General features: G+C 73.4%; 26 protein-coding genes. 24 read left to right on the top strand and 2 right to left on the bottom strand.

Going from position 1 to position 25,125, the window contains the following annotated elements; genetic code table 11:
- Positions 1–4 precede the first annotated feature (4 nt).
- From hisB to hisF, 6 genes are read left to right on the top strand one after another with little or no spacing between them, the layout of a single operon-like run.
- On the top strand, positions 5–616 hold the full coding sequence (gene hisB, locus J2S46_RS11390) for an imidazoleglycerol-phosphate dehydratase HisB (RefSeq protein ID WP_073921906.1): 612 nt from the start codon (positions 5–7) through the stop codon (positions 614–616).
- The gene (locus tag J2S46_RS11385) at positions 613–765 is read left to right on the top strand and encodes a CG2302 family histidine operon protein (protein ID WP_190209161.1); all 153 of its coding nucleotides are present in this window, start codon (positions 613–615) and stop codon (positions 763–765) included. Before hisB ends, J2S46_RS11385 begins: the two co-directional genes overlap by 4 nt.
- 19 nt (positions 766–784) lie before the next feature.
- Positions 785–1,420 (top strand): imidazole glycerol phosphate synthase subunit HisH, encoded by a 636-nt coding sequence (gene hisH / locus J2S46_RS11380; RefSeq protein ID WP_191291728.1) that lies wholly within the window; start codon positions 785–787, stop codon positions 1,418–1,420.
- Positions 1,421–1,441: 21 nt separating this feature from the next.
- Positions 1,442–2,167, top strand: coding sequence for a bifunctional 1-(5-phosphoribosyl)-5-((5-phosphoribosylamino)methylideneamino)imidazole-4-carboxamide isomerase/phosphoribosylanthranilate isomerase PriA (priA, locus tag J2S46_RS11375; protein WP_191291729.1), 726 nt, complete (start codon positions 1,442–1,444; stop codon positions 2,165–2,167).
- Positions 2,164–2,595 carry a RidA family protein gene (locus tag J2S46_RS11370; protein ID WP_191291730.1) on the top strand — a complete coding sequence of 144 codons (432 nt, stop codon included), beginning with the start codon at positions 2,164–2,166 and terminating at the stop codon, positions 2,593–2,595. Before priA ends, J2S46_RS11370 begins: the two co-directional genes overlap by 4 nt.
- Positions 2,592–3,371, top strand: a complete 780-nt coding sequence (gene hisF / locus J2S46_RS11365) for an imidazole glycerol phosphate synthase subunit HisF (RefSeq protein WP_191291731.1) — start codon at positions 2,592–2,594, stop codon at positions 3,369–3,371. Before J2S46_RS11370 ends, hisF begins: the two co-directional genes overlap by 4 nt.
- 383 nt (positions 3,372–3,754) lie before the next feature.
- On the opposite strand, the gene J2S46_RS11360 is transcribed toward hisF, so the two are convergent.
- Positions 3,755–4,414: a TIGR03085 family metal-binding protein gene (locus tag J2S46_RS11360; protein ID WP_191291732.1), complete on the bottom strand. Its 660-nt coding sequence runs from the start codon at positions 4,412–4,414 to the stop codon at positions 3,755–3,757.
- Positions 4,415–4,510: 96 nt separating this feature from the next.
- The gene (locus J2S46_RS11355) at positions 4,511–5,074 is read right to left on the bottom strand and encodes a hypothetical protein (protein WP_191291733.1); all 564 of its coding nucleotides are present in this window, start codon (positions 5,072–5,074) and stop codon (positions 4,511–4,513) included.
- Positions 5,075–5,229: 155 nt separating this feature from the next.
- Between J2S46_RS11355 and J2S46_RS11350 the strand changes: the two genes are divergently transcribed.
- From J2S46_RS11350 to J2S46_RS11270, 18 genes are all read left to right on the top strand, one after another.
- On the top strand, positions 5,230–5,700 hold the full coding sequence (locus J2S46_RS11350; RefSeq protein WP_191291734.1) for a hypothetical protein: 471 nt from the start codon (positions 5,230–5,232) through the stop codon (positions 5,698–5,700).
- A gap of 59 nt (positions 5,701–5,759) precedes the next feature.
- Positions 5,760–6,134, top strand: a complete 375-nt coding sequence (gene hisI / locus J2S46_RS11345; protein ID WP_190209170.1) for a phosphoribosyl-AMP cyclohydrolase — start codon at positions 5,760–5,762, stop codon at positions 6,132–6,134.
- 199 nt (positions 6,135–6,333) lie between these two features.
- Positions 6,334–7,845: an anthranilate synthase component I gene (locus tag J2S46_RS11340; protein ID WP_191291769.1), complete on the top strand. Its 1,512-nt coding sequence runs from the start codon at positions 6,334–6,336 to the stop codon at positions 7,843–7,845.
- 108 nt (positions 7,846–7,953) lie between these two features.
- Entirely contained in the window at positions 7,954–8,469 is a 516-nt protein-coding gene (locus J2S46_RS11335) for a Uma2 family endonuclease (RefSeq protein WP_268255706.1), read from the top strand.
- Positions 8,470–8,651: 182 nt separating this feature from the next.
- Positions 8,652–9,200 (top strand): TIGR02234 family membrane protein, encoded by a 549-nt coding sequence (locus tag J2S46_RS11330; RefSeq protein WP_191291736.1) that lies wholly within the window; start codon positions 8,652–8,654, stop codon positions 9,198–9,200.
- A 225-nt stretch (positions 9,201–9,425) separates the two neighbouring features.
- Entirely contained in the window at positions 9,426–9,683 is a 258-nt protein-coding gene (locus tag J2S46_RS11325) for an HGxxPAAW family protein (protein ID WP_073921918.1), read from the top strand.
- Positions 9,684–9,776: 93 nt separating this feature from the next.
- Positions 9,777–10,220 carry a DUF2752 domain-containing protein gene (locus J2S46_RS11320; protein ID WP_191291737.1) on the top strand — a complete coding sequence of 148 codons (444 nt, stop codon included), beginning with the start codon at positions 9,777–9,779 and terminating at the stop codon, positions 10,218–10,220.
- Positions 10,221–10,476: 256 nt separating this feature from the next.
- Positions 10,477–11,289, top strand: a complete 813-nt coding sequence (trpC, locus tag J2S46_RS11315; RefSeq protein WP_073921920.1) for an indole-3-glycerol phosphate synthase TrpC — start codon at positions 10,477–10,479, stop codon at positions 11,287–11,289.
- A 9-nt stretch (positions 11,290–11,298) separates the two neighbouring features.
- Positions 11,299–11,556 carry a tryptophan biosynthesis modulator TrpM gene (gene trpM / locus J2S46_RS40825; protein ID WP_191291771.1) on the top strand — a complete coding sequence of 86 codons (258 nt, stop codon included), beginning with the start codon at positions 11,299–11,301 and terminating at the stop codon, positions 11,554–11,556.
- Between the two features lie 48 nt (positions 11,557–11,604).
- A complete protein-coding gene (gene trpB / locus J2S46_RS11310; protein ID WP_191291738.1) occupies positions 11,605–12,837 on the top strand; it encodes a tryptophan synthase subunit beta in 1,233 nt (410 codons plus the stop codon).
- On the top strand, positions 12,834–13,646 hold the full coding sequence (gene trpA, locus J2S46_RS11305; RefSeq protein ID WP_191291739.1) for a tryptophan synthase subunit alpha: 813 nt from the start codon (positions 12,834–12,836) through the stop codon (positions 13,644–13,646). Before trpB ends, trpA begins: the two co-directional genes overlap by 4 nt.
- A 293-nt stretch (positions 13,647–13,939) precedes the next feature.
- Positions 13,940–14,197, top strand: coding sequence for a hypothetical protein (locus tag J2S46_RS11300; protein WP_191291740.1), 258 nt, complete (start codon positions 13,940–13,942; stop codon positions 14,195–14,197).
- Positions 14,198–14,368: 171 nt separating this feature from the next.
- On the top strand, positions 14,369–14,905 hold the full coding sequence (locus J2S46_RS11295; RefSeq protein WP_191291741.1) for a MauE/DoxX family redox-associated membrane protein: 537 nt from the start codon (positions 14,369–14,371) through the stop codon (positions 14,903–14,905).
- Between the two features lie 95 nt (positions 14,906–15,000).
- Entirely contained in the window at positions 15,001–15,867 is an 867-nt protein-coding gene (locus J2S46_RS11290; RefSeq protein ID WP_191291742.1) for a DsbA family protein, read from the top strand.
- A gap of 199 nt (positions 15,868–16,066) precedes the next feature.
- Positions 16,067–17,125: a prolipoprotein diacylglyceryl transferase gene (gene lgt / locus J2S46_RS11285; protein ID WP_191291743.1), complete on the top strand. Its 1,059-nt coding sequence runs from the start codon at positions 16,067–16,069 to the stop codon at positions 17,123–17,125.
- A gap of 205 nt (positions 17,126–17,330) precedes the next feature.
- Positions 17,331–18,077, top strand: a complete 747-nt coding sequence (locus tag J2S46_RS11280) for a VIT1/CCC1 transporter family protein (protein ID WP_191291744.1) — start codon at positions 17,331–17,333, stop codon at positions 18,075–18,077.
- 657 nt (positions 18,078–18,734) lie between these two features.
- Positions 18,735–23,348 carry a glutamate synthase large subunit gene (gene gltB / locus J2S46_RS11275; RefSeq protein ID WP_229912982.1) on the top strand — a complete coding sequence of 1,538 codons (4,614 nt, stop codon included), beginning with the start codon at positions 18,735–18,737 and terminating at the stop codon, positions 23,346–23,348.
- Positions 23,341–24,801, top strand: a complete 1,461-nt coding sequence (locus J2S46_RS11270) for a glutamate synthase subunit beta (RefSeq protein WP_191291745.1) — start codon at positions 23,341–23,343, stop codon at positions 24,799–24,801. The genes gltB and J2S46_RS11270 overlap by 8 nt, the downstream gene beginning before the upstream one ends.
- The last annotated feature ends 324 nt before the right edge of the window (positions 24,802–25,125 follow it).

The following is a 25,125-nucleotide window of genomic DNA, read 5'->3' as shown; positions in this document are numbered from 1 at the left end:
CCCTATGTCCGCGAAGAACGACGGTGCCCGCACCGGCCGGGTCGAGCGCACCACCAAGGAGACCTCGGTCCTGGTCGAGATCAACCTCGACGGCACCGGGAAGACCGACATCTCCACGGGCGTCGGGTTCTACGACCACATGCTCGACCAGCTCGGCCGCCACGGCCTCTTCGACCTGACCGTGAAGACCACCGGCGACCTGCACATCGACACCCACCACACCATCGAGGACACCGCCCTCGCGCTCGGCGCCGCCTTCAAGCAGGCGCTCGGCGACAAGGTCGGCATCTACCGCTTCGGCAACTGCACCGTCCCGCTGGACGAGTCGCTGGCCCAGGTCACCGTCGACCTCTCCGGCCGTCCGTACCTGGTGCACACCGAGCCGGAGTCGATGGCGCCGATGATCGGCAGCTACGACACCACGATGACCCGGCACATCTTCGAGTCCTTCGTGGCCCAGGCGCAGGTGGCCCTGCACATCCACGTCCCGTACGGTCGCAACGCGCACCACATCGTCGAGTGCCAGTTCAAGGCCCTCGCGCGTGCCCTGCGCTACGCCTCCGAGCGCGACCCGCGCGCGGCCGGCATCCTCCCCTCGACCAAGGGCGCACTGTGAGCAAGGCCGCAACACTTCTGATCATCGCCGGGCTCTTCCTGTCCGGCGGCGTGTACTCGTTCTGGAAGCAGAAGCAGTCCAAGAGCCTGGTCGCGGTCCTCGCGATCGGTGCGGCGCTGTGCCTCGTTTCCGGCGTCATGCGCCTCTAGAGACTGGAAGACATCCCTCATGGCCAAGAACGTGGTGGTCCTCGACTACGGGTCGGGCAACCTCCGCTCCGCGCAGCGGGCCGTCGAGCGCACCGGTGCGAACGTCACCGTGACCTCGGACTTTCAGACCGCCCTGGACGCGGACGGCCTGCTCGTCCCCGGCGTCGGCGCCTTCGAGGCCTGCATGCGCGGGCTGAAGGCGGTGCGCGGTGACGTGATCATCGGCCGCCGGCTGGCCGGCGGCCGCCCGGTGCTCGGCATCTGCGTCGGCATGCAGATCCTGTTCGAGCACGGCGTCGAGCACGGCGTGGAGAGCGCCGGCTGCGACGAGTGGCCCGGCACCGTCGAGCCGCTGGACGCGCCGATCGTCCCGCACATGGGCTGGAACACCGTGGACGTCCCCGAGGGCAGCCGGCTGTTCGCCGGCCTGGACCCGGACAGCCGCTTCTACTTCGTGCACTCCTACGGCGTGCGCCACTGGGAGCTCCAGGTCACCAACGACAACATCGCCGCCCCGCTGGTCACCTGGGCCACCCACGGGCAGCCGTTCGTCGCGGCGGTCGAGAACGGCCCGCTCTGGGCCACCCAGTTCCACCCCGAGAAGTCCGGCGACGCCGGCGCCGCCCTGCTGACCAACTGGGTCAACACCCTCTGACATCCGGAGAGTTGCAACTCCATGAGCAACCGCCTCGAACTCCTCCCCGCCGTCGACGTCCGCGACGGCCAGGCCGTCCGCCTGGTCAAGGGCGCCTCCGGCAGCGAGACCTCCTTCGGCGAGCCGCTCGCCGCCGCGCTGGCCTGGCAGAGCGCCGGCGCCGAGTGGCTGCACCTGGTCGACCTGGACGCCGCCTTCGGCACCGGTGACAACCGCGCCCTGGTCCGCGAGGTCACCGAGCGCCTCGACATCAAGGTCGAGCTCTCCGGCGGCATCCGCGACGACGCCACCCTGGCCGCCGCACTGGCCACCGGCTGCCGCCGGGTCAACCTGGGCACCGCCGCGCTGGAGACCCCGGAGTGGGTCGCCAAGGTCATCGCCGAGCACGGCGACAGGATCGCGGTCGGCCTGGACGTGGTCGGCACCACCCTGAAGGGCCGCGGCTGGACGAAGGACGGCGGCGACCTCTACGAGGTGCTCGCCCGCCTGGACGCCGAGGGCTGCGCCCGCTACGTGGTCACCGACGTCAACCGCGACGGCACCCTCACCGGCCCCAACCTCCAGCTGCTGCGCGACGTCTGCGCCGCCACCGACCGCCCGGTGGTCGCCTCCGGCGGGGTGTCCTCGCTGGCGGACCTGCTGGCCATCGCCACGCTCGTCCCCGAAGGTGTCGAGGGCGCCATCGTGGGCAAGGCACTCTACGAGCAGAAGTTCACCCTCGAAGAGGCCCTGGAGGCCGTGTCATGACAGATCGTCAGATCGTACGCGGCAAGCTGGCCGGAGCCTCCCCCTGGGAGGACGACTTCGGCTACTCGCGGGCGGTGGCGGCGGGCGACACGGTCCTGGTGGCCGGCACCACCGCCTGGGTGAACGGGAAGATCGAGCACGAGGGCGACCCGTACCACCAGACGCTCGCCGCCTTCGGCGTGGGCCTCGCCGCCCTCGCCGCGTACGGTCTGACGGCGGACGACGTCGTCCGCACCCGGATGTACATCACGCACGTGCGCGACGCCGACGAGGTGGGCCGGGCCCACAAGAAGCTCTTCGACGCCGCCCGCCCGGTCGCCACCATGGTCGTGGTCGAGGGCCTGATCGACTCCCGGATGATGGTCGAGATCGAGCTGGAGGCCTACCGCGCCGGGCTCGCAAGCACTTTGGAAGGCAAACAGCCGTGACCCTCGCTGTACGTGTGATCCCCTGCCTGGACGTCGACGCGGGCCGGGTGGTCAAGGGCGTCAACTTCCAGAACCTGCGCGACGCCGGTGACCCGGTCGAGATGGCCAAGCTCTACGACGCCGAGGGCGCCGACGAACTCACCTTCCTCGACATCACCGCCTCCTCCGGCTCCCGGGAGACCACCTACGACGTGGTGCGCCGCACCGCCGAGCAGGTGTTCATCCCGCTGACCGTCGGTGGCGGCATCCGCGCCGTCGAGGACGTCGACAAGCTGCTGCGGGCCGGCGCCGACAAGATCGGCGTCAACACCGCCGCGATCGCCCGCCCCGAGCTGATCCGCGAGATCGCGCAGCGCTTCGGCCGCCAGGTGCTGGTGCTATCGGTGGACGCCCGCCGCTGCCCGGAGGGCACCGAGACCGCCTCCGGCTTCGAGGTCACCACCCACGGCGGGCGCCGGGGCACCGGCCTGGACGCCGTCGAGTGGGCCGGCCGGGCGGCCGAGCTGGGTGCCGGCGAGATCCTGCTCAACTCGATGGACGCCGACGGCACCAAGGACGGCTACGACCTGGAGATGATCGCGGCCGTCCGCAAGACCGTCGCCGTCCCGGTGATCGCCTCCGGCGGCGCCGGCAAGCTCGCCGACTTCGCCCCCGCCGTCGAGGCCGGGGCCGACGCGGTGCTGGCCGCCAGCGTCTTCCACTTCGGCGACCTGCGGATCGGCCAGGTCAAGGACGCGTTGCGGGAGGCCGGGCACCCCGTCCGCCAGGCGCACTGAGCGCGGGCGCCGCGGACGGCCGTAGGGCCCGGCCACGGCGAGGGCCCCGGTCCGCCCCGGCGGCTGCGGTGCGGCACCTCGGCGCCGCACCGCCCCGCCGGGGCCGACCGCTCAGCCGAACTGCGTCCAGGTACCCGTCGAAGGCCTCCGGCTCGATGCCGTCCTCACCGTCGTGGTCGTAGGAGGCGTCGAGTAACTCCTCGGCCCGGTCCGGGGCCTCGGTGGCCCGCGCCAGCTGCTGCGGCGTCAAAGGTGTGAACGACATGACCGTGCCCATGGAAGCCCCCGTGATCGAGAGCGGCGCACCGGGAGGCGCACCGGCGCACGAGTGTGCCACGGGGCTGTGACAGTGCGTCACGGCCGGGCCGGCGGCCTTCCGGTGGTCAGCGGCAGCCGCCGACCGCACCGGGCGGCAGCGGAAGGGCCTTCGTGAGGGCCTCCACCGCCTCCTCCGAGCCCTCCACCTCGACTTCGGCGCGGGCCCCGCGGCCGCCCGCGAACAGCACCAGCTCGCCCGGCTCGCCGATCACTTCGACGTAGTCGCCACCGGTCGGGCCGACCTCGATCCGGCCCTGGCCGACCGAGCGCAGCCCCAGCCGCACCGGCGAGCGCGGGGCCGTCTCCAGCCGGGCCACCATCGGCAGCCGCCGCCAGAGCGCCGCGGACAGGGCGGCGGAGACCTCGCGCGGCTCCCAGGGGCCCGCCCGGCGGACGTCCTCCGCGTGCACGAAGTACTCGACCGTGTTGGCCGCCTCGTCGGCCCCCGGCAGCGCGAACGGCGACAGCCGCGGCGGCCCGGCCCGGAACATCCGCACCAGCTCCTCGTACGGCCGCCGGGCCAGGCCTTCCTGGACCCGGGCCGTCCAGCCGGCCAGCGCCCGCAGCCGGATGCCCGCCGCCGCGTCCATCCGCCGCTCGCGCAGCACCAGGTGGGCGGCGAGGTCCCGGGTGGTCCAGCCGGCGCACAGCGTCGGCGCGTCCGGGCCGGCCGCCGTCAGCAGCTCCGCCAGGCGCAGGCGTTCGGTACGGGCGTGGTTCGACATGGCGCTCACCCTACGCCGGGGCGGCCGCCGCCGGAGCGTCCCCGCCGGGTCCGCCGCCGGTTCGCCGGCCGGGGCCTTCGCCGGGCCGGCGTCCGGTCAACGCAGCTGCCCCGTCAGCTTGGTGCCGCCCTGCTTGTTGCTGACCGCCAGGGTGCAGGTGGCGTCCCGCATGCCCTGCTGGTAGTAGGCCAGGTACGGCCCCAGCGGGAACCCGTAGTACGGACCGCCGCCGCCCTGCCGCTTCTCCGCCGCGTCCACCGCCGTCGCGCAGGCCTCGCGCAGCGCCCGGCCGATCTGGCTGTCGCTGGTCAGGCCCTCCGGCAGCAGGACGGTGGCGATCGACTCGGCGTCGTGCGACCCCTCGCAGGGCCGCGCCTCGGACTTGGTGATCGCCTTGCTCAGCTGCGGGTGGTCCAGGCAGGTGCCGACCGGGAAGAACGGGTACGGCAGCACCTTGCTGGGCGTCGGGGTGGGGGTCGGGGTGGGGGCGGGCGTGCTGACCGTGGGGGAGGGGGCCGGCGGCGGCAGGGCCACCGGCCGGTGCTCGGGCCACAGCAGCACGGTGGCGGTCACCCCGAGCAGCAGCACCAGGACGGCGGCGACGGCGAGGACCAGGCCCCGGGGCGGTCGGGAGGCGGCGGGCGGCGGCTCGGTGCTCATGCCCCGAGAATGGCCCACCGGAGCTCCTCCCGGCAGGCGGTTCGCACAAATCGTCCGGACCGGCGGCCCGCCGCGGGAGCATGTTCCGCCCGTACCGGCGGCCCGCCGCGGTGGCATAGGCTGGCCGCGGCACGGCACGTTCCCAGGAGTTGTGGATGCGCGTCGGAATCACCGGGTACCAAGGGCTTTCGGGCATCACCGAAATGCTCGTACGCGGCGACCTCTGGAAGCTGGTCACCACCTTCGGCCCGTACGAACTGGTCGGTGTCAGCTGTGCGGGAGAAGGGCCGGAGAGCTGGTTCGCGCAGTGCGTCCTGGACCACGGCGGCAAGCTGGAAGTGATCGTCCCCGGCGGGAGTTCGGTCTTCGCGACGGTCGGCGACAGCCACCGCAGCACCCGGCTGCGGCTGATGAACGAGGCCAACGCCGTCCACCGGCTGGCCCCGGTCGCGCACGGCGGGCTGGGGGACGACACCGCCACCGCCCTGGTCGGCATGGTCGACGAGGTGATCGCGGTCTGGGACGGAGCGCCCGGCACCGAACCCGCCCGGGTGGCCGCCCTGGCCCGCCGGGCCGGCCTGTACGTCCACGAGATCTGGCCCGCGGGCTGCGAGGCGCCCGCCTGACCCGTCGTCCGGGCGGTGCTGCCCGGGGCCCCGGCAGGCGGGCTGACAGAATGGGGACCATGTCCACCACACCCGCCGCCCCCGGCAGCACCGCCCTGGCCACCGACATCGCCGCCCGCCTCAAGCGCACCGCCGACGGCCTGCTGCCGGCCATCGCGCAGCAGTACGACACCGGCGAGGTGCTGATGCTCGGGTGGATGGACGACGAGGCGCTGCACCGCACCCTCACCACCGGCCGCTGCACCTACTGGAGCCGCAGCCGCAGCGAGTACTGGGTCAAGGGCGACACCTCCGGGCACTTCCAGCACGTCCGGTCGGTGGCCCTGGACTGCGACGGCGACACCCTGCTGGTCAAGGTCGACCAGGTCGGCGCGGCCTGCCACACCGGCGAGCGGACCTGCTTCGACGCCGACGTGCTGCCGGTCACTCGCTAACCTTTCCCCAGCCCGTGGCCCGCGGGGCCCGGTGCTGCCCGCCGTACCCGGCGGCCCCCGGCGCGCCCGGCCGTGGCGCGCCCCCCGTCCCACAGTCCCGACCCAGCCCGACCCAGCCCGACCCACAGCCCCACCCCGCCCCGCCTCGCCTCTCCGTCCGCGCCCGCAGGGCGCCACACAGGAACCGGTGCCGCCGCCCATGGACCTCGACGCCTTCCGCAAGCTCGCCGTAGACACGCGGGTCATCCCGGTCACCCGCCGGCTCCTGGCGGACGGCCTCACCCCGATCGGGCTCTACCGCAGCCTGGCGGGCGAGCGCCCCGGCACCTTCCTGCTGGAGTCCGCGGAACAGGGCAGCTGGTCCCGCTGGTCCTTCGTGGGCGTGCGCAGCGCCGCCACCCTCACCGCCGGCCCGGACGGCGAGGCCCGCTGGCACGGCGAGGTTCCGGTCGGCATCCCGACCACCGGCGACCCGCTCCAGGTGCTGCGCGCGAGCGTCGAGGCCCTGCACACCCCCCGGCACGCCGAGGGCCTGCCGCCGCTCACCGGCGGACTGGTCGGCTACCTCGGCTACGACGTGGTCCGCCGGCTGGAGAAGCTGCCGGAGCTCACCCCGGACGACCTGAAGCTGCCCGAGCTCACCATGCTGCTCGCCACCGACCTCGCGGTGCTCGACCACTCCGACGGCACGGTGCTGCTGATCGCCAACGCGGTCAACCACAACGACCTGGCCAGCGGCGCCGACGAGGCCTACGCGGACGCGGTGGCCCGGCTGGACGCGATGGAGGCCGAGCTGCTCAAGCCGGTCGACCCGGGCCTGGCGACCTTCACCCCGACCGCCGCCGAGGCCGTCTCGCCGTTCGGCGGGGCGCCCTACCGGGCCGCCGTCGAGGAGATCAAGGAGCGGATCCGGGCCGGCGAGGCCTTCCAGGTGGTGCCCTCCCAGCGCTTCGAGGCGCCCTGCCCGGCCTCCGCCCTGGACGTCTACCGGGTGCTGCGGACCACCAACCCCAGCCCGTACATGTACCTCTTCCGGTTCCCCGGCCCGGACGGCGGCGCCGAGGGCGGCTTCGACGTGGTCGGCTCCAGCCCGGAGGCGCTGGTGAAGGTCACCGAGGGCCGGGCGATGGTGCACCCGATCGCCGGTACCCGGCACCGCGGCGCCACCCCGCAGGAGGACGCCGACCTGGCGGCCGAGCTGCTCGCCGACCCCAAGGAGCGGGCCGAGCACCTGATGCTGGTGGACCTCGGCCGCAACGACCTCGGCCGGGTCTGCGCGCCGGGCAGCGTCGAGGTGGTGGACTTCATGTCGGTCGAGCGGTACAGCCACGTGATGCACATCGTGTCCACCGTGACCGGTGAGGTCGCCCCCGGCCGGACCGCCTTCGACGTGCTCACCGCCTGCTTCCCGGCCGGCACCCTGTCGGGCGCGCCCAAGCCGCGGGCGATGCGGATCATCGAGGAGCTGGAGCCCACCCGCCGCGGGCTGTACGGCGGCTGCGTCGGCTACCTGGACTTCGCCGGGGACTCCGACACCGCGATCGCGATCCGCACCGCGGTGCTCCGCGACGGCACCGCCTACGTGCAGGCCGGGGCCGGCGTGGTGGCCGACTCCGACCCGCACAGCGAGGACACCGAGTGCCGCAACAAGGCCGCCGCCGTGCTGCGCGCCGTGGCCACCGCCAACACCCTGCGCGCGCCGCTATCGTGAGAGGCGCGGGGACGTCGAGCCGCACCGGGAGAGGTCGGGCCCGGCCGCGCTGACCGCGGGGCGTGCCCGGGAGGCGCCGGCGGGCGCCGGCTCCGCCGCGGCCACCAGGTGCAGACCACGGACGGGAAGATCATCATGGCGCCTCAGGGCATCAGCCGGTGGAAGGTGGTCCTCAGGGCGGCGCCGCAGATCGAGGCGCAGCTGGCCGGCCGGGGGGAGATCCTCTCGGACGTCGCGGTCGACCTGCCGTCCGTCCCCGGCGGCCTGGCCCCCGCGCTGGCGGTGGTGGCCCCGGGGGCCGGGCCCGACCGGCGCGGCCGCTACCGCGGGCGCGACCTGGAGGCCGTCCTCGACGTAGTGCCCAGGGCCGACCAGGGCGACGAGTTCGCCAGGACGCTCCGGGCGCACGCGGAGTGCGGCATCCCGTTGTACGTCGTCGTCGACCCGGTCGAGGCGGTCTGCACGGTGCACAGCGACCCGCAGCGCACCGGGGCCTACCGGGAGGCCGAGCGGGTGCCGTTCGGGAACGACCTGTACCTGCCGCTGGCGGACCGCACGCTGGTGATCGAGACCACCGGGTTCCCGGTCGAGGGCGCCCGGCCCGGGCCGACCCCGGGGGCCTGAGCGGTTCGGGGCCGGGGGACACTGGTCGGGTGAGCGCACTCCCTGAACCCAGGACGGCCGAGCCGAGGACTGCCGAGCCCAGGACTGCCCGGCCCGGGACCTCCGAGCCCGGCACCGAAGGACCCCGCCCCGGCGCCCCCGCCGGGCGGCCCGCGGCGCGCGGCCGGCGCACCCTCGGGCCGATGCTGCTGCTGACCGTGCTCGGCGCCGTCCTGGTGCTGACCGCCGTCAGCCGGGTCTGGGCCACCGGCAAGGTGGCCGGCGTCACCGGGGGCACCCTGGACGTCTCGGTGACCGGCAGCACCGTGTCGGGCCTGCCGACCGGCCTGGCGCTGGCCGCGCTGGCCGCCGCCGTCGCCGTCTTCGCGGTGCGCGGCGCCGGGCGGATCGCGGTGGGCGCGCTGATAGCGCTGGCCGGGCTGGGCGTGGCGGCCGGCGCCGCCGCGAACGCCGGCGACGCCACCGCGCTGCACACCGAGGCGGCCCGCAAGCTGGCGCTGGCCGGCGCGCAGGCCGAGCAGGTCGGCCACAGCGTCTGGCCCTGGATCGCGCTCGCCGGCGGCCTGCTGATCGCGCTGGCCGGGCTGCTGACCGTCCGCTTCGGCCGGGACTGGCCCGGTATGGGCAGCCGCTACGACGCCCCCACCCGCAAGGCGCCCGCCAAGGCCGGCGACACCCCCGCCGACCTGTGGAAGGCGCTGGACCGCGGCGAGGACCCGACGGCGGGCTGAGCCCGGCCCGCCCGGGCGCCGTCGGGGCCGTCCGCCCGGGCGCCGTCGGGGCCGGACCGGCGGCGGCCGGACCGCGGGGACTGTGAGCCGATAGACAACCGCCCCCCTTTGGGGCGGGGCGCGGCCGCCCGGCACAATGGACTACGACAACCCGCCAGGAGCCCCCGGGCCTGCCACGACACCGCAGTCCCGGCCGGACCCCGGAGAACCAAGGAGCAGCATCAGATGTCGGCAGCAGCACACGGCCACACCCCCGCCGCCTGGACCGGCGTGACCATCGCCTTCATCGGCTTCACGGTCAGCGGCGTCGCGATGATCATCCCGAACGTGCTCCTGGTCTGGGCCGGCCTCGTGGTCGTCCTGCTCGGCGGCGTGGTCGGCAAGGCGATGTCGATCGCCGGCATGGGCCGCCAGCCCAGCCCGCACTACGAGGACGCCCCGGCGGCCGTCGCCTCCAAGAAGAAGACCGCCGTCGCCGCCTGAGGCAACACCGCAGACATCGGCGGCCCGGCGGGCGCGCCACGCCCGCCGCCGCTCTGCCCCCGTCGGACGCCCGACGGGGGCAGAATCGTCCGGGTGAACGCCGCTCCCGCCGCCCCCGCGCCGCGGCCCTCCGTGCTGCGCCGTCTCGGCCGCCCGCTGGGCGCGCTGGCCGCGCTGGCCGCCCCCACCCTGTACGTGGCCTCGGTGGACCCGAACGCCCCGGGCCACTACCCGACCTGCCCGCTGCTGCAGGCCACCGGCTGGTGGTGCCCCGGCTGCGGGGGGCTGCGCAGCGTGCACGCGCTCAGCCACGGGGACCTGCTGACCGCCGCGCACGACAACGTCCTGGTGGTCGCGCTGGCCGGAGTGCTGACCGTGCTCTGGCTGCGCTGGGTGTGGGCCGCGCTGACCGGCGGCCGGGCCCCCGCGGTGGTGCTCGACGGCCGGCGCGCGGTCCTGCTGGGGCTGCTGCTGGTGGTCTTCATGGCGCTGCGGAACCTGCCGGTGGGGGCCGGACTGGCACCCCCGGGGGTCTGAGCGGTCGCCGGGAGGCGCCGGGGGTGCCCGCGATGCGGGCGGGGCGGTCCGCTCCGCGAGACGCGCGCCGGGCGGATGCGCCCCGCGCTCCCCGGTGCCGATACCATCGAAGTGCCAACGGGGGCACATGAGCACAGAATCCTCACCGATCTGTGTGAACCGCAGCCGTCGGCTCGACTGGACTGCCAGGCCGGGAGGACCCGCGGGTCACCCGGCTCCTAGCTCGCAGAACTAGCAGAATGATGGGGGCGCCCGCGTGAGTGTGCTCGACGAGATCATCGACGGGGTCCGTGCGGACCTCGCGGAGCGGCAGGCCCAGGTCTCCCTGGACCAGCTCAAGGAGCTCGCCGCCAAGGCTCCCGTCGCCAAGGACGGCGTGGCCGCCCTGCGCGGCGACGGGGTGCGGGTGATCTGCGAGGTCAAGCGCTCCAGCCCCTCCAAGGGCGCTCTGGCCGCGATCGCGGACCCGGCGGCCCTGGCGCTCGACTACGCGGCCGGCGGCGCCGCCGCGATCAGTGTGCTGACCGAGCAGCGCCGCTTCGGCGGTTCGCTCGCCGACCTGGACAGCGTCCGGGCGGCGGTCGACACCCCGCTGCTGCGCAAGGACTTCATCGTCACCGCGTACCAGCTCTGGGAGGCCCGCGCCCACGGCGCCGACCTCGCGCTGCTGATCGTCGCCGCCCTCGACCAGCCGGCCCTGGTGTCGCTGATCGAGCGCGCCGAGTCGATCGGCCTGACCCCGCTGGTCGAGGTGCACGACGAGGAGGAGATCGCCCGCGCGGTCGACGCCGGCGCGAAGATCATCGGCGTCAACGCCCGCAACCTCAAGACCCTCGAGGTCGACCGCAACACCTTCGGCAACGTCGTGGACAGCATCCCGGCGCACATCGTCAAGGTGGCCGAGTCGGGCGTCCGCGGTCCGCACGACCTGATCGCGTACGCCAACCTCGGCGCCGACGCGGTGCTGGTCGGCGAGTCCCTGGTGACCGGCAAGGACCCGAAGGCGGCCGTCGCCGACCTGGTCGCGGCCGGCGCCCACCCCGCGCTGCGCAACACCGGCCGGGGCTGACCCGCAGCCATGCCACCCGCCACCCGCCCTGCCCCGCCCCAGGGGCCGGGCACCGCCCCGATCCCGCCGCGGCCGGGTGCCACGACCTCCTTCCTGGGTCGTGACCCCCACCCCCCGCTGCGGCTCGGCGGCGCGCTCCGGATCGGCTGCCGCCCGCGCGGCTGCCGCGCGCCCGCGCGCCGGGTGCTGGGGCGGCGGGTGCGCTACGTGATCGGCTGCGAGCCCGGGCAGGTGCAGGGGCGCCGATGGCGCAGGACGTACGGCTGAGCACAGCCCCGCAACGTCACTGCAGTCATCACCGAGAAGGACTTCACCATGTCCGAGAAGGACTACCTGCCGGGCGCCCAGGTGCCCGACGCCCGCGGCTACTTCGGCGCGTACGGCGGCCGCTTCATCCCGGAGGCGCTGGTCGCCGCCGTCGAGCAGGTCGCCGAGGAGTACGAGAAGGCCAAGGCCGACCCGGCGTTCACCGCCGAGCTGGACGCGCTGCTGAAGGACTACACCGGCCGTCCCAGCCCGCTCACCGACGTCCACCGCTTCTCCGCCGAGGCGGGCGGCGCGCGCATCCTGCTCAAGCGCGAGGACCTCAACCACACCGGCTCGCACAAGATCAACAACGTGCTGGGCCAGGCCCTGCTGACCCGCCGGATGGGCAAGACCCGGATCATCGCGGAGACCGGCGCCGGCCAGCACGGCGTCGCCACCGCCACCGCCTGCGCGCTGTTCGGCTTCGACTGCACCATCTACATGGGCGAGGTCGACACCGAGCGCCAGGCGCTCAACGTCGCCCGGATGCGGATGCTCGGCGCCGAGGTCGTCGCCGTGAAGTCCGGCAGCCGCACCCTCAAGGACGCCATCAACGAGGCGTTCCGGGACTGGGTCGCCAACGTCGACAGCACCCACTACCTGTTCGGCACGGTGGCCGGCCCGCACCCGTTCCCGATGATGGTCCGCGACTTCCACCGGGTGATCGGCGTCGAGGCCCGCGAGCAGGTGATCGAGCGCACCGGCAAGCTGCCCGACGCGGTCGTCGCCTGCGTCGGCGGCGGCTCCAACGCGATGGGCATCTTCCACGAGTTCATCCCGGACGCCGGCGTGCGGCTGATCGGCTGCGAGGCGGCCGGCGAGGGCGTCGACACCCCGCGCCACGCGGCCACCCTCACCAAGGGCGAGCCCGGCGTGCTGCACGGCGCCCGCAGCTACGTCCTCCAGGACGAGGACGGCCAGACCATCGAGAGCCACTCCATCTCGGCGGGCCTGGACTACCCCGGCATCGGCCCGGAGCACGCCTGGCTCAAGGACACCGGACGCGCCGAGTACCGCCCGGTGACCGACGACCAGGCGATGCAGGCGCTGCGCCTGCTGTCCCGCACCGAGGGCATCATCCCGGCCATCGAGAGCGCCCACGCCCTGGCCGGCGCCCTGGAGCTGGGCCGCGAGCTCGGCCCGGAGGCCACCATCCTGGTCAGCCTCTCCGGGCGCGGCGACAAGGACATGCACACGGCCGCCCAGTACTTCGGCCTCTACGACGACAAGGGCGGTAAGTGACCGTGGCTTCCAAGCTCAGTGAGACCCTGGCCGCCGCCAAGGCCGAGGGCCGGGCGGCCCTGATCGGCTACCTGCCGGCCGGCTTCCCCAGTGTCGAGGGCGGCATCAAGGCCGTCCGCGCGCTGATCGACGGCGGCTGCGACATCGTCGAGGTCGGCCTGCCGCACTCCGACCCGGTGCTGGACGGCCCGACCATCCAGACCGCCGACGACATCGCGCTGCGCGGCGGCGTGAAGATCAAGGACGTGCTGCGCACCGTGCGCGAGGTGGCCGCGGCCACCGACGCCCCGGTGCTGGTCATGACGTACTGGAACCCGGTCGACCGCTACGGCACCGCCCGGTTCGCCGCCGACCTGGCGGCCGCCGGGGGAGCGGGCTGCATCCTGCCCGACCTGCCGGTCGAGGAGTCCGAGGAGTGGCGCAAGGCCGCCGGGGAGCACGGTCTGGACACCGTCTTCGTGGTCGCCCCGAGCAGCAAGGACCCGCGGCTGGCCGAGGTCACCGCGGCCGGCACCGGCTTCGTCTACGCCGCCGCGGTGATGGGCGTGACCGGCTCCCGGGCCGAGGTCGGCACCCTCGCCGAGGACCTGGTCGCCCGCACCCGGGCCACCACCGACCTGCCGGTCTGCGTCGGCCTCGGCGTCTCGACCGCCGACCAGGCCGCCCAGGTGGCGGGCTTCGCCGACGGCGTGATCGTCGGCTCCGCCTTCGTCCAGCGGATCCTGGACGCCGCCGGGGACGAGGAGGCCGCCCTGGCCGCCGTCCGCACCCTGGCCGGCGAGCTCGCGGAGGGTGTCCGCCGCCGGTAGGCGCCCCCGCACCGCAGCATCCGGACGGCCCGTCAGCTCCCCCGCGGGGGAGCTGGCGGGCCGTCCGTCGTGCGCCGCCCGGAGCCGGGGAGTCGAACGGCGGTCCGCCGGCGGCGCCGTGGGGCGGCAGCCGGGCGCCGATCGCCGTCATGCACCCGAACGAGTGAAGAGTGCGGGCGCCGCGCATCAGCCGCGGTTGACCCGCGTTGAGTGGAGGGACGACTCGACGGTGCCGTCCGCCGTCCGTCGTTCGTGCACAGCTCAGCCGTCCGGGTGAAGGAAGGAGCCTGCCGGTGCCGGGTCTCCAACGAGCCGTCCTGCTCCGGGCGGCCGCCGCCGCGCTGGCCCTCGGCCTCGCGGCCGGGGCGGACACCGCCGTCGGACACGCGCTGGCCAGGCGGGGTGCGGAGCGCGCCGAGCGGCAGGCCTGGGAGTGCGCGGAGGTGGCCCGGCCGGGTGCCGTGGCCCGGGCGGCCCGGTCCGGGACGCAGGGCCGCCCGCCCCTGGAGGGGCCCGCCCGCCCGGTCGGCTGCGGGGGCGCGGGACGGTAGCACGGGCCGGACGGAACAGCACAAAACTCACTCTTTCGGCTTAACGGTCGAATATGGAGGAACCACCACCCATCCCCTACGGTTCACCAGGAAAGCGTGGGTGACACCACGGCAGATCCGCGTGAGGCCGCGCCCGCAGAGGGCCGGCAGGCGATTCCCGAGGGGGTTCCGATGGCCGGTCAGCAGGACGCCCCGTCGCACCCGCACACCGCCACCCGGCCGGTCGGCGGCGCACTGCGAAGGGTGGCCGACGGCCCGGCGGGGGAGTGGATCGGCACCGTGGTCCGGCTCGCCCTGGCCGTGGTCTGGGGCTGGGCCGGCCTGGCCAAGATCTCCGACCCGGCGGAGGCCGCGCAGGCCGTCCGGGCGTACGAGATCCTCCCCGAGTCGCTGGTCAAACCGGTCGGCTACGCGCTGCCCTTCCTGGAGGTGGCGCTCGCCGTCCTGCTGCTGATCGGGCTCGGCGTGCGGGTCGTCGCGGTGGTCTCCGCGCTGCTGCTGCTCACCTTCATCGCCGGCATCACCTCGGCCTGGGTGCGCGGCATCTCGATCGACTGCGGCTGCTTCGGCGGCGGCGGCACCGTCGACGCCTCGCAGACCGAGTACCTGCAGGAGATCCTGCGGGACACCGGGTTCCTGCTGCTGGCCGCCTGGCTGGTCTACCGGCCCCGGACCAGGCTCTCCGCCGACGCCTGGCTGGCGGCCTGAGCCACCCCCGCCCCGGCCCGGTCAGCCCCGGGCCGGGCCGGGCCCACCTCCACCGGCCGGCCCCGGCCCGGCCCCGACCCTGGATGTCCAGTCACATGAGCGAGAAGAACCGAGATGGCAAGCGCACCGCCCGCGAGCGGATGCAGGAGGAGCGGGCCGCGCAGGAGGCCAAGGCCAGGCGCAACAAGAAGCTGATCGTCGGCGGATCGGTGCTGGCGGTGATCGCGGTCGCGGCGGTGGTGGGTGTGATGGTGCAGAACAACCGCTCCAAGCCGGAGACCCCGGTGGCCGCCCCGGCCGGCACCATCGGCGACAAGAACCTGGTGATCCCGGTCGGCTCGGCGAACGCCCCCTCCACCCTCACCGTCTACGAGGACCCGCGCTGCCCGGCCTGCGGCGCCTTCGAGCGCGAGTTCGGCCCGACCATCGACCAGCTGGAGGACCAGGGCAAGCTCTTCGTCAACTACCACATCGTCTCGTTCATCGACCGGGCCGTGCCCGGCAAGGGCTCCCGGTACGGTGCCAACGCCCTGGGCTGCGCCCAGGACGCCGGCCACTTCCGCGACTACCACGACGTGCTGTACCGCAACCAGCCGGACGAGACCAACGACGCCTTCGGCAACAAGGCCACCCTGATCGCGCTGGCCAAGCCGATCCCGGGCCTGGACACCCCGGCCTTCCAGGCCTGCGTCAACGACAACGCGTTCAGCGGCTGGGTGTCGGCCGTGCAGCAGGACTTCGACAAGTCCAACTTCAAGTCCACGCCGACCGTGCTGCTCAACGGCGGGCCGGTCTACCCGAAGATGGGCACCGAGGAGATCACCCCGGCGAACCTGGTGAAGTGGGTCGACGCGGCCAACCAGGGCAAGCCGCTCGGCACCCCCGGGACCAACGGCCAGAGCCCGGCCCCGACCAGCACCGCCTCGGAGACCAACAACCCGTCCCCCGGCACCGGCGGCTGAGCCCCGAGCCGTCCGCGCGGCCGGCGCGGCCGCACGGACGGGCCCGGGGCCGGGTGCCGCGCCGGCCCTCGTCCGGCTCCGCCCGCGTCCGGGCCCGGGCCTGGGCCTTCGCCCGGGACCGGCCGCGCGGACCGAGTGCGATCTGTGACCCTCGCCGGTGGCCGATCGGGCCCGTCGACACGGTAGCGTCGACCCTGCCATGAATATCGCTTACATTCCGAGCCCGTCGCGGGGCGTCCTGTACCTGGGACCGGTCCCGCTGCGCGCGTACGCCTTCTGCATCATCATCGGTGTCGTCGTGGCCGTCTGGCTCGGCAGCAAGCGCTGGGTCGCCCGCGGCGGCGCCAAGCACACGGTGGGTGACATCGCCGTCTGGGCCGTCCCGTTCGGGCTGGTCGGCGGCCGCCTCTACCACGTGATCACCGACCACCAGCTGTACTTCGGGGACGGCAGGAACCCCTGGAACGCCTTCAAGATCTGGGAGGGCGGCCTGGGCATCTGGGGCGCGATCGCGCTCGGCGCGGTCGGCGCCTGGATCGGCGCCCGCCGCCGCGGTGTGCCGCTGCCGCCGTGGGCCGACGCCCTGGCGCCGGGCATCGCGCTCGCCCAGGCCTGCGGCCGCTGGGGCAACTGGTTCAACCAGGAGCTCTACGGCAAGGAGACCACCCTCCCCTGGGGTCTGGAGATCGACAAGACCCTGCCGGACGGCGAGATCGTCCAGGGGATCTACCACCCGACCTTCCTCTACGAGTCGCTCTGGTGCGTCGGCGTGGCGCTGCTGGTGATCTGGGCGGACCGCCGCTTCACCCTCGGCCACGGCCGGGCGTTCGCGCTGTACGTGGCCGCCTACACGGTGGGCCGGTTCTGGATCGAGGCGCTGCGGATCGACGAGGCGCACCGGTTCTTCGGCCTGCGCCTGAACGACTGGACGGCGATCGTCGTCTTCCTCGGCGCCGTCGCCTACCTGGTGATCGTGGGGAAGAAGCGGCCCGGCCGCGAGGACCCGGACTCGATCGACCCGGTCTCCCGGGACGAGCGGGCCGCCGCCGCGGCTGCGGCCGCCGCCGGCGAGGGGCCGGCCGACGGGACGGACGGGACGGACGGGACGGACGAGGCGGACCGGGCAGCCGGGACGGACGCCGTCGACGGGGCCGGCGTGATCGACGGGACGGACGGGGCAGGCCGTGCCGAGGAGGCCTCCCGGGCCGACGACGCGGCCGCGGACCCGCACCGGGCGGAGCCGAAGAAGACCCCCTGACCTGCACGTTCCCCAGGCTCCGGCCGCCCCCGCCGACCAGGTGGCGGGCGGTCGGAGTGCTGTTCGGACAGCCTTACTTTGCTGGAAAACACCTGATCATCGGACTACGTTCAGTGCTGTGAGAGCCCCGCGGGCAGCCTTTCTCACGGCTCTTCGCCGTGCCCGCATCCGGGCTGGGGGAGTGCACCGACGGAGGACCGACCACATGACCGCGACCATCATCGAGCGCCTGACCGACGACCAGCACCCCAAGCCGCGGATCCCCGCCGAGGGCCACCACCGCGACGTGAACGGCGGCTGGCTTCGGCCCGCGGTGTTCGGGGCGATGGACGGGCTGGTCTCCAACTTCGCACTGATGACCGGTGTGGTCGGCGGCGCGGTCCCCAGCAGCACGGTCGTCCTCACCGGCCTGGCCGGCCTGGCCGCCGGCGCCTGCTCGATGGCGGCGGGGGAGTACACCTCGGTCGCCTCGCAGCGTGAGCTGGTGCAGGCCGAGATCGAGGCCGAGCGGCTGGAACTGAGCCGCAACCCGCACGGCGAGCTGGCCGAGCTGGCCGAGCTGTACGCCTCGCGCGGGGTCGACCCGGAGCTCGCGCTGGAGGTGGCCCGCCAGCTCTCGGCGGACCCGGACCGGACGCTGGAGATCCACGCCCGGGAGGAGCTCGGCATCGACCCGAACGACCTCCCCTCGCCGGTGGTCGCGGCGGCCTCCTCGTTCGTCTGCTTCGCCCTGGGCGCGCTGCTGCCGCTGCTGCCGTACCTGCTCGGCGCGACCTCGCTGCTGCCGGCCCTGCTGCTCTCGCTGGCCGGGCTGTTCGCCTGCGGCGCGGTGGTCGCCCGGGTGACCGCCCGCAGCTGGTGGTTCAGCGGGACGCGCCAGCTGGTGCTGGGCGGGGCCGCGGCCGGCGTGACCTTCCTGCTGGGCCGCCTGATCGGCGGCGCGGTCGGCTGACGCCGGCGGCGGTGGCCGGGCCGGAGGTGACCCGGGCCGGTGGTGACCCGGGCCGGTGGTGACTCGGCGGCGGCCCCGGCCGGAGGGCTCGCCGGGTCGGGCGGGCGGCCGGGGAGAACGGCCTGTTCGGAGGGTGCGGGCGGGGTGGCGGGGCAGGTCGGCCCGCACCCCGTCCGCGCTGTCGTGCGATGGCACAGTCCGATGCATGGTTATGCCCCGGGTTGCGTGACGTTCCGCACATGGGAGCGGGGTGCTCGGTTGTCCTAGCATCGCCTTCGAGCCCGTCGGCCCGAGGATTCCAAACCCCGGGACGACCCCGGGGTGAGAATCGCAGGCCGCCCCGGAGCGATCTTGGTTCCGGGGCGTTTCGCCGCTGTTTCAGGTTTGCGGCATGCGGGCACACTGGTGGGAGCGTGCGGACGAGTGTTCGCCTCCCCCGGCCGGTGCTACCGGTGGGTAATAGGCCCTGACCTGGGGTTTGCGTCCGCCATGTGGACGCCAATGTCCACTTCCCGGGATGTCGGGCATCATGTAACCTGCACGAAATCGCAGAGGGCCAACGTCGTCCCTGTTGCACAGAGTCCGCTCCAGGCCCCCGGCCGGACGCGGGCCCCCAAAACCAAGACGACGACGGGAGAGCCGATGCTGTCTGCATCCATGCACTCCGACAACGAGCCCAAGGCCGGCGCATCGCGCTCGCCGTACGCGCTCGTTCCGGATGCGCGACCTGCTGCTCAGGGCCTGTACGACCCGCGGAACGAGCACGACGCCTGTGGTGTCGGCTTCGTCGCCACGCTGACCGGCATCGCCGACCACAAGATCGTCGAGCAGGCGCTCACCGTCCTGCGCAACCTGGAGCACCGTGGTGCCACGGGCGCCGAGCCGGACTCCGGTGACGGCGCGGGCATCCTGACCCAGGTCCCCGACGCGTTCCTGCGCTCCAAGGTCGCCTTCGAGCTCCCCGCCGCCGGCTCGTACGCGGTCGGTATCGCCTTCCTCCCCGACGAGGACGCCGCCGACGCCGCCGCGGTCGCGCAGATCGAGGCCATCGCCGCCGACGAGGACCTGGACGTCCTCGGCTGGCGCGACGTGCCGGTCACCCCCGACCTGCTCGGCGCCACCGCCCGCTCGGTCATGCCGCGCTTCCGGCAGGTCTTCCTCGCCGCCGGCGCGGGTAAGGGTGACCTTACCAGCATCGAGCTGGACCGGGTGGCCTTCGTCGTGCGCAAGCGCGCCGAGCGCGAGGCCGGCGTGTACTTCCCGTCGCTCTCCGCCCGCACCATCGTCTACAAGGGCATGCTGACCACCGGTCAGCTGGAGCCCTTCTTCCCCGACCTGTCGGACCGGCTCTACGCCTCCGCGATCGGCCTGATCCACTCGCGCTTCTCCACCAACACGTTCCCCAGCTGGCCGCTGGCCCACCCGTACCGCTTCGTCGCGCACAACGGCGAGATCAACACGGTCAAGGGCAACCGGAACTGGATGACCGCGCGCGAGTCCCAGCTCGCCACCGACCTGATCCCGGCCAACAAGAACGGCCAGGGCCTGGAGCGGATCTTCCCGATCTGTACGCCGGACCACTCCGACTCCGCGTCCTTCGACGAGGTCCTGGAGCTGCTCCACCTCGGCGGCCGCTCGCTCCCGCACTCCGTGCTGATGATGATCCCGGAGGCGTGGGAGAACCACGCCACCATGGAGCCGGCCCGCCGCGCCTTCTACCAGTACCACTCCAACCTGATGGAGCCCTGGGACGGCCCGGCCTGCGTCACCTTCACCGACGGCACCCAGATCGGCGCGGTCCTCGACCGCAACGGCCTGCGCCCCGCCCGCTACTGGATCACCGAGGACGGCCTGGTCGTCCTCTCCTCCGAGGTCGGCGTGCTCGACCTGGAGCAGGAGACGGTGGTCAAGAAGGGCCGCCTGCAGCCCGGCAAGATGTTCCTCATCGACACCGCGGAGCACCGCATCGTGGAGGACGAGGAGATCAAGTCCGCCCTCGCCGCGGAGCACCCGTACGAGGAGTGGATCGCGGCCGGCCAGATCCAGCTCGCCAAGCTCCCCGAGCGCGAGCACATCGCGCACACCCACGCCTCGGTCACCCGCCGCCAGCAGACCTTCGGCTACACCGAGGAAGAGCTCCGCGTCATCCTCGCGCCGATGGCCCGCACCGGCGGCGAGGCGCTCGGCTCGATGGGCACCGACAGCCCGATCGCGGCGCTCTCCGAGAAGCCGCGCCTGCTGTTCGACTACTTCATCCAGCTCTTCGCGCAGGTCACCAACCCGCCGCTGGACGCCATCCGCGAGGAGCTCGTCACCTCGCTGCTGAGCAACCTCGGCCCCGAGGGCAACCTGCTGGCCGCCGAGGCCGCCGCCTGCCGCTCGGTCGGCATCACCTTCCCGGTGATCGACAACGACGAGCTGGCCAAGCTGGTCCACATCAACGCCGACGGCGACCAGGCCGGCCTGAAGGCCGTCACGCTGTCCGGCCTGTACAAGGTCTCCGGCGGTGGCGAGGCGCTCGCCGCCCGCCTGAAGGCCGTCGCGGCCGAGGCCGACGCGGCGATCGCCGACGGTGCCCGCATCATCGTGCTCTCGGACCGCCACTCGGACGCCGAGCACGCGCCGATCCCGTCGCTGCTGCTCACCTCCGCCGTGCACCACCACCTGATCCGCACCAAGCAGCGCACCCAGGTGTCGCTGATCGTGGAGGCCGGTGACGTCCGGGAGGTCCACCACGTGGCCCTGCTGGTCGGCTACGGCGCCGGCGCGGTCAACCCGTACCTGGCGATGGAGTCCGTCGAGGACCTGGTCGCGCAGGGCGTGTTCATCGAGGGCATCGAGCCCGAGAAGGCCATCAAGAACCTGATCAAGGCGCTCGGCAAGGGCGTCCTGAAGGTCATGTCGAAGATGGGCATCTCCACCGTCGCCTCCTACCGCGGCGCCCAGGTCTTCGAGGTCATCGGCCTCGACCAGCAGACCGTGGACACCTACTTCGCGGGCACCACCACCAAGCTCGGCGGCATCGGCCTGGAGCAGGTCGCCAAGGAGGTGGCCGCGCGCCACGCCAAGGCCTACCCCGCCTCCGGCATCACCGCCGCGCACCGCGCGCTGGACATCGGCGGCGAGTACCAGTGGCGCCGCGAGGGCGAGCCGCACCTGTTCGACCCGGACACGGTGTTCCGCCTGCAGCACTCCACCCGCTCGCGCCGCTACGACATCTTCAAGCAGTACACCGAGCGGGTGAACGAGCAGTCCGAGCGGCTGATGACGCTGCGCGGCCTGTTCAAGCTCGACGGCAAGGGCCGCGCCCCGATCTCGATCGACGAGGTCGAGCCGGTCTCCGAGATCGTCAAGCGCTTCTCCACCGGCGCCATGTCCTACGGCTCCATCTCGATGGAGGCGCACGAGACGCTCGCCATCGCGATGAACCAGCTGGGCGGCAAGTCCAACACCGGTGAGGGCGGCGAGGACCCGGAGCGCCTGTACGACCCGGCGCGCCGCTCGTCCATCAAGCAGGTCGCCTCCGGCCGCTTCGGTGTCACCAGCGAGTACCTGGTCAACGCGGACGACATCCAGATCAAGATGGCGCAGGGCGCCAAGCCCGGCGAGGGCGGCCAGCTGCCCGGCCACAAGGTCTACCCGTGGGTCGCCAAGACCCGGCACTCCACCCCGGGCGTCGGCCTGATCTCCCCGCCGCCGCACCACGACATCTACTCCATCGAGGACCTGGCTCAGCTGATCCACGACCTCAAGAACGCCAACCCGGCGGCCCGCATCCACGTGAAGCTGGTCTCCGAGGTCGGCGTGGGCACGGTCGCGGCCGGCGTCTCCAAGGCGCACGCGGACGTCGTGCTGGTCTCCGGCCACGACGGCGGCACCGGCGCCTCCCCGCTCACCTCGCTCAAGCACGCGGGCGGCCCCTGGGAGCTCGGCCTCGCCGAGACCCAGCAGACCCTGCTGCTCAACGGCCTGCGCGACCGCATCGTGGTGCAGACCGACGGCCAGCTCAAGACCGGCCGCGACGTCGTCATCGCCGCGCTGCTCGGCGCCGAGGAGTTCGGTTTCGCGACCGCGCCGCTCGTCGTCTCCGGCTGCATCATGATGCGCGTCTGCCACCTGGACACCTGCCCGGTCGGCGTCGCCACCCAGAACCCGGTGCTGCGCGAGCGCTTCACCGGAAAGCCCGAGTTCGTGGTGAACTTCTTCGAGTTCATCGCGGAGGAGGTCCGCGAGATCCTCGCCGAGCTGGGCTTCCGCACCATCGAGGAGGCCGTCGGCCACGCCGAGCACATCGACGCGGCCGAGGCGATCACGCACTGGAAGGCCGCCGGTCTCGACCTGGCGCCGCTGTTCCACGTGCCCGAGCTGCCCGAGGGCGCGGCCCTGCACAACACCACCACCCAGGACCACTCGCTCGACAAGGCCCTGGACAACCAGCTGATCACGCTGGCCGAGGACGCCCTGGAGCGCGGCGACGCCGTCCGCATCCAGCTGCCGATCCGCAACGTCAACCGCACCGTCGGCACCATGCTCGGCCACGAGGTGACCAAGCGGTACCGCGGCGAGGGCCTGCCCGAGGGCACCATCGACGTCACCTTCACCGGTAGCGCCGGCCAGTCCTTCGGCGCCTTCGTGCCGCGCGGCGTCACGCTGCGCCTGGAGGGCGACGCCAACGACTACGTGGGCAAGGGCCTCTCCGGCGGCGTGCTGATCGTCCGCCCGGCCCGGGACGCGGCGGCCATCGGCGCCGACGCCCAGAACCACGTGATCGCCGGCAACACCATCGGGTACGGTGCCACCAGCGGCCGCATCCACCTGCGCGGCAAGGCCGGCGAGCGCTTCGCCGTCCGCAACTCCGGTGCCACCCTGGTCGTCGAGGGCGTGGGCGACCACGGCCTGGAGTACATGACCGGCGGGCGGGTCGTCGTTCTCGGCGAGACCGGCCGTAACCTGGCAGCGGGCATGTCCGGCGGTATCGCCTACGTCCTGGACCTGCGCCCGGCCAACGTGAACGACGGCATGGTGGGCATCGAGGCCCCGACCGCCGCCGACCGCGAATGGCTGCGCGAGACCGTGCAGCAGCACTACGAGGAGACCGGCTCCACCGTGGCCGCCGAGCTCCTGGCCGACTGGGCGAGCGGGGTCTCCCGCTTCTCCAAGATCATGCCGACCGACTACAAGGCTGTGCTCGCCGCCAAGGATGCCGCTGAGCGCGACGGGCTCTCCGAGTCCGAGACCACTCGCAAGATGATGGAGGCGGCAAATGGCTGACCCCAAGGGCTTCCTGACCACGCCCAAGCAGCTCGCCGAGCGCCGGCCGGTCGACGTCCGGATCCGGGACTGGAACGAGGTCTACGTCGAGCGCAGCCTCCTTCCGATCATCACCAAGCAGGCCGGCCGCTGCATGGACTGCGGCATCCCGTTCTGCCACAACGGCTGTCCGCTCGGGAACCTCATCCCCGAGTGGAACGACCTGGCCTACCGGGACGACTGGTCCGGCGCCATCGAGCGCCTGCACGCGACCAACAACTTCCCGGAGTTCACCGGCCGCCTCTGCCCGGCTCCCTGCGAGTCGGCGTGCGTGCTCGGGATCAACCAGGACGCGGTGACCATCAAGAACGTCGAGGTCACCATCATCGACAAGGCCTGGGACAACGGCGGCGTCACGCCGCAGGTCCCGGAGCGCCTGTCCGGCAAGACCGTGGCCGTCGTCGGCTCCGGCCCGGCCGGCCTCGCCGTCGCCCAGCAGCTCACCCGGGCCGGGCACACGGTGGTGGTGTACGAGCGCGCCGACCGCATCGGCGGCCTGCTGCGCTACGGCATCCCCGAGTTCAAGATGGAGAAGCGCCACATCAACCGCCGCGTCGAGCAGATGCGCGCGGAGGGTACGCGCTTCCGCACCGGCGTCAGCGTCGGCGAGGACATCACCGGCCAGCAGCTGCGCGAGCGCTTCGACGCGGTCGTCGTCGCCGCCGGTGCCACCACCGCCCGCGACCTGCCCGTCCCCGGCCGGGAGCTCAAGGGCATCCACCAGGCGATGGAGTACCTGCCGCTCGCCAACAAGGTGCAGGAGGGCGACTTCGTCGAGACGCCCATCAGCGCCAAGGGCAAGCACGTCGTCGTCATCGGCGGCGGCGACACCGGCGCCGACTGCCTCGGCACCGCGCTGCGCCAGGGGGCGGCCTCGGTCACCCAGCTGGAGATCATGCCGCGCCCCGGCGACGACCGGCCCACCGGCCAGCCGTGGCCGACCATGCCGATGCTCTACAAGGTCACCTCCGCCCACGAGGAGGGCGGTGAGCGCGTGTACAGCGTGAACACCACCCACTTCACCGGCGACGAGGACGGCAACGTCCAGGAGCTCCACCTCGTCGAGGTCGAGTTCAAGGACGGCCGGTTCCAGCCGGTCGAGGGCACCGAGCGGTCCATCCCGGCCCAGCTCGTCACCCTCGCCATGGGCTTCACCGGCACCGACACCGCCAACGGCCTGGTGGAGCAGCTGGGCGTCGACCTCGACGCCCGCGGCAACATCAACCGCGACGGCGCCTTCGCCACCAACGTGGACGGCGTGTACGTCTGCGGCGACGCCGGCCGCGGCCAGTCGCTGATCGTCTGGGCCATCGCCGAGGGGCGCTCCGCCGCCGCCGCGGTGGACAAGTACCTGGGCGGCAAGACCGCGCTGCCCGCCCCGATCCGCCCGACCGACCGCCCCCTGGTGGTCTGACCGGATCGACCCGAACCGCCCGGTGCCGCATCGCCGGGCTGCACCAACCGCGGACCCGCCAGAGCCGCCGGGCCTATGCGGTCATGACAGCACCTGCCCCCTCCCCGACCAAGTTGGGGGCAGGTGCTGTTCTTCTTTGTGCGCCCGCTCGCCTCCGGGGCGCGCCGGCGCCGACGGTCGTCGCTCCCTCTCTCCCTCCTTCGTCGGTCGCTCCCTCGCTCTCTCCCTTTCGGCACCGGCGCGCCCCTTCGGCTCGGGGCGCGGCCGTTGTGGGTCGGGGTCAGGGCGGGCGGGGTGGAGTCGGGGTGGGTTCGAGAGGTGCGC

The sequence above is a fragment of the Kitasatospora herbaricolor genome, from assembly GCF_030813695.1.
GTDB lineage: Bacteria > Actinomycetota > Actinomycetes > Streptomycetales > Streptomycetaceae > Kitasatospora > Kitasatospora herbaricolor.
This window is presented reverse-complemented; position numbering and strand designations above follow the sequence as displayed.

Coding starts and splice junctions, on each gene's coding strand:
- trpM (WP_191291771.1), top strand. CDS start 11,299: ATGCCACCCGCCACCCGCCCTGCCCCGCCCCAGGGGCCGGGCACCGCC.
- J2S46_RS11370 (WP_191291730.1), top strand. CDS start 2,164: ATGACAGATCGTCAGATCGTACGCGGCAAGCTGGCCGGAGCCTCCCCC.
- J2S46_RS11350 (WP_191291734.1), top strand. CDS start 5,230: ATGCGCGTCGGAATCACCGGGTACCAAGGGCTTTCGGGCATCACCGAA.
- lgt (WP_191291743.1), top strand. CDS start 16,067: ATGAATATCGCTTACATTCCGAGCCCGTCGCGGGGCGTCCTGTACCTG.
- trpB (WP_191291738.1), top strand. CDS start 11,605: ATGTCCGAGAAGGACTACCTGCCGGGCGCCCAGGTGCCCGACGCCCGC.
- hisB (WP_073921906.1), top strand. CDS start 5: ATGTCCGCGAAGAACGACGGTGCCCGCACCGGCCGGGTCGAGCGCACC.
- priA (WP_191291729.1), top strand. CDS start 1,442: ATGAGCAACCGCCTCGAACTCCTCCCCGCCGTCGACGTCCGCGACGGC.
- J2S46_RS11330 (WP_191291736.1), top strand. CDS start 8,652: ATGCTGCTGCTGACCGTGCTCGGCGCCGTCCTGGTGCTGACCGCCGTC.
- J2S46_RS11355 (WP_191291733.1), bottom strand. CDS start 5,074: ATGAGCACCGAGCCGCCGCCCGCCGCCTCCCGACCGCCCCGGGGCCTG.
- gltB (WP_229912982.1), top strand. CDS start 18,735: ATGCACTCCGACAACGAGCCCAAGGCCGGCGCATCGCGCTCGCCGTAC.
- J2S46_RS11295 (WP_191291741.1), top strand. CDS start 14,369: ATGGCCGGTCAGCAGGACGCCCCGTCGCACCCGCACACCGCCACCCGG.
- J2S46_RS11360 (WP_191291732.1), bottom strand. CDS start 4,414: ATGTCGAACCACGCCCGTACCGAACGCCTGCGCCTGGCGGAGCTGCTG.
- J2S46_RS11340 (WP_191291769.1), top strand. CDS start 6,334: ATGGACCTCGACGCCTTCCGCAAGCTCGCCGTAGACACGCGGGTCATC.
- hisI (WP_190209170.1), top strand. CDS start 5,760: ATGTCCACCACACCCGCCGCCCCCGGCAGCACCGCCCTGGCCACCGAC.
- J2S46_RS11270 (WP_191291745.1), top strand. CDS start 23,341: ATGGCTGACCCCAAGGGCTTCCTGACCACGCCCAAGCAGCTCGCCGAG.
- hisH (WP_191291728.1), top strand. CDS start 785: ATGGCCAAGAACGTGGTGGTCCTCGACTACGGGTCGGGCAACCTCCGC.
- J2S46_RS11290 (WP_191291742.1), top strand. CDS start 15,001: ATGAGCGAGAAGAACCGAGATGGCAAGCGCACCGCCCGCGAGCGGATG.
- J2S46_RS11280 (WP_191291744.1), top strand. CDS start 17,331: ATGACCGCGACCATCATCGAGCGCCTGACCGACGACCAGCACCCCAAG.
- J2S46_RS11325 (WP_073921918.1), top strand. CDS start 9,426: ATGTCGGCAGCAGCACACGGCCACACCCCCGCCGCCTGGACCGGCGTG.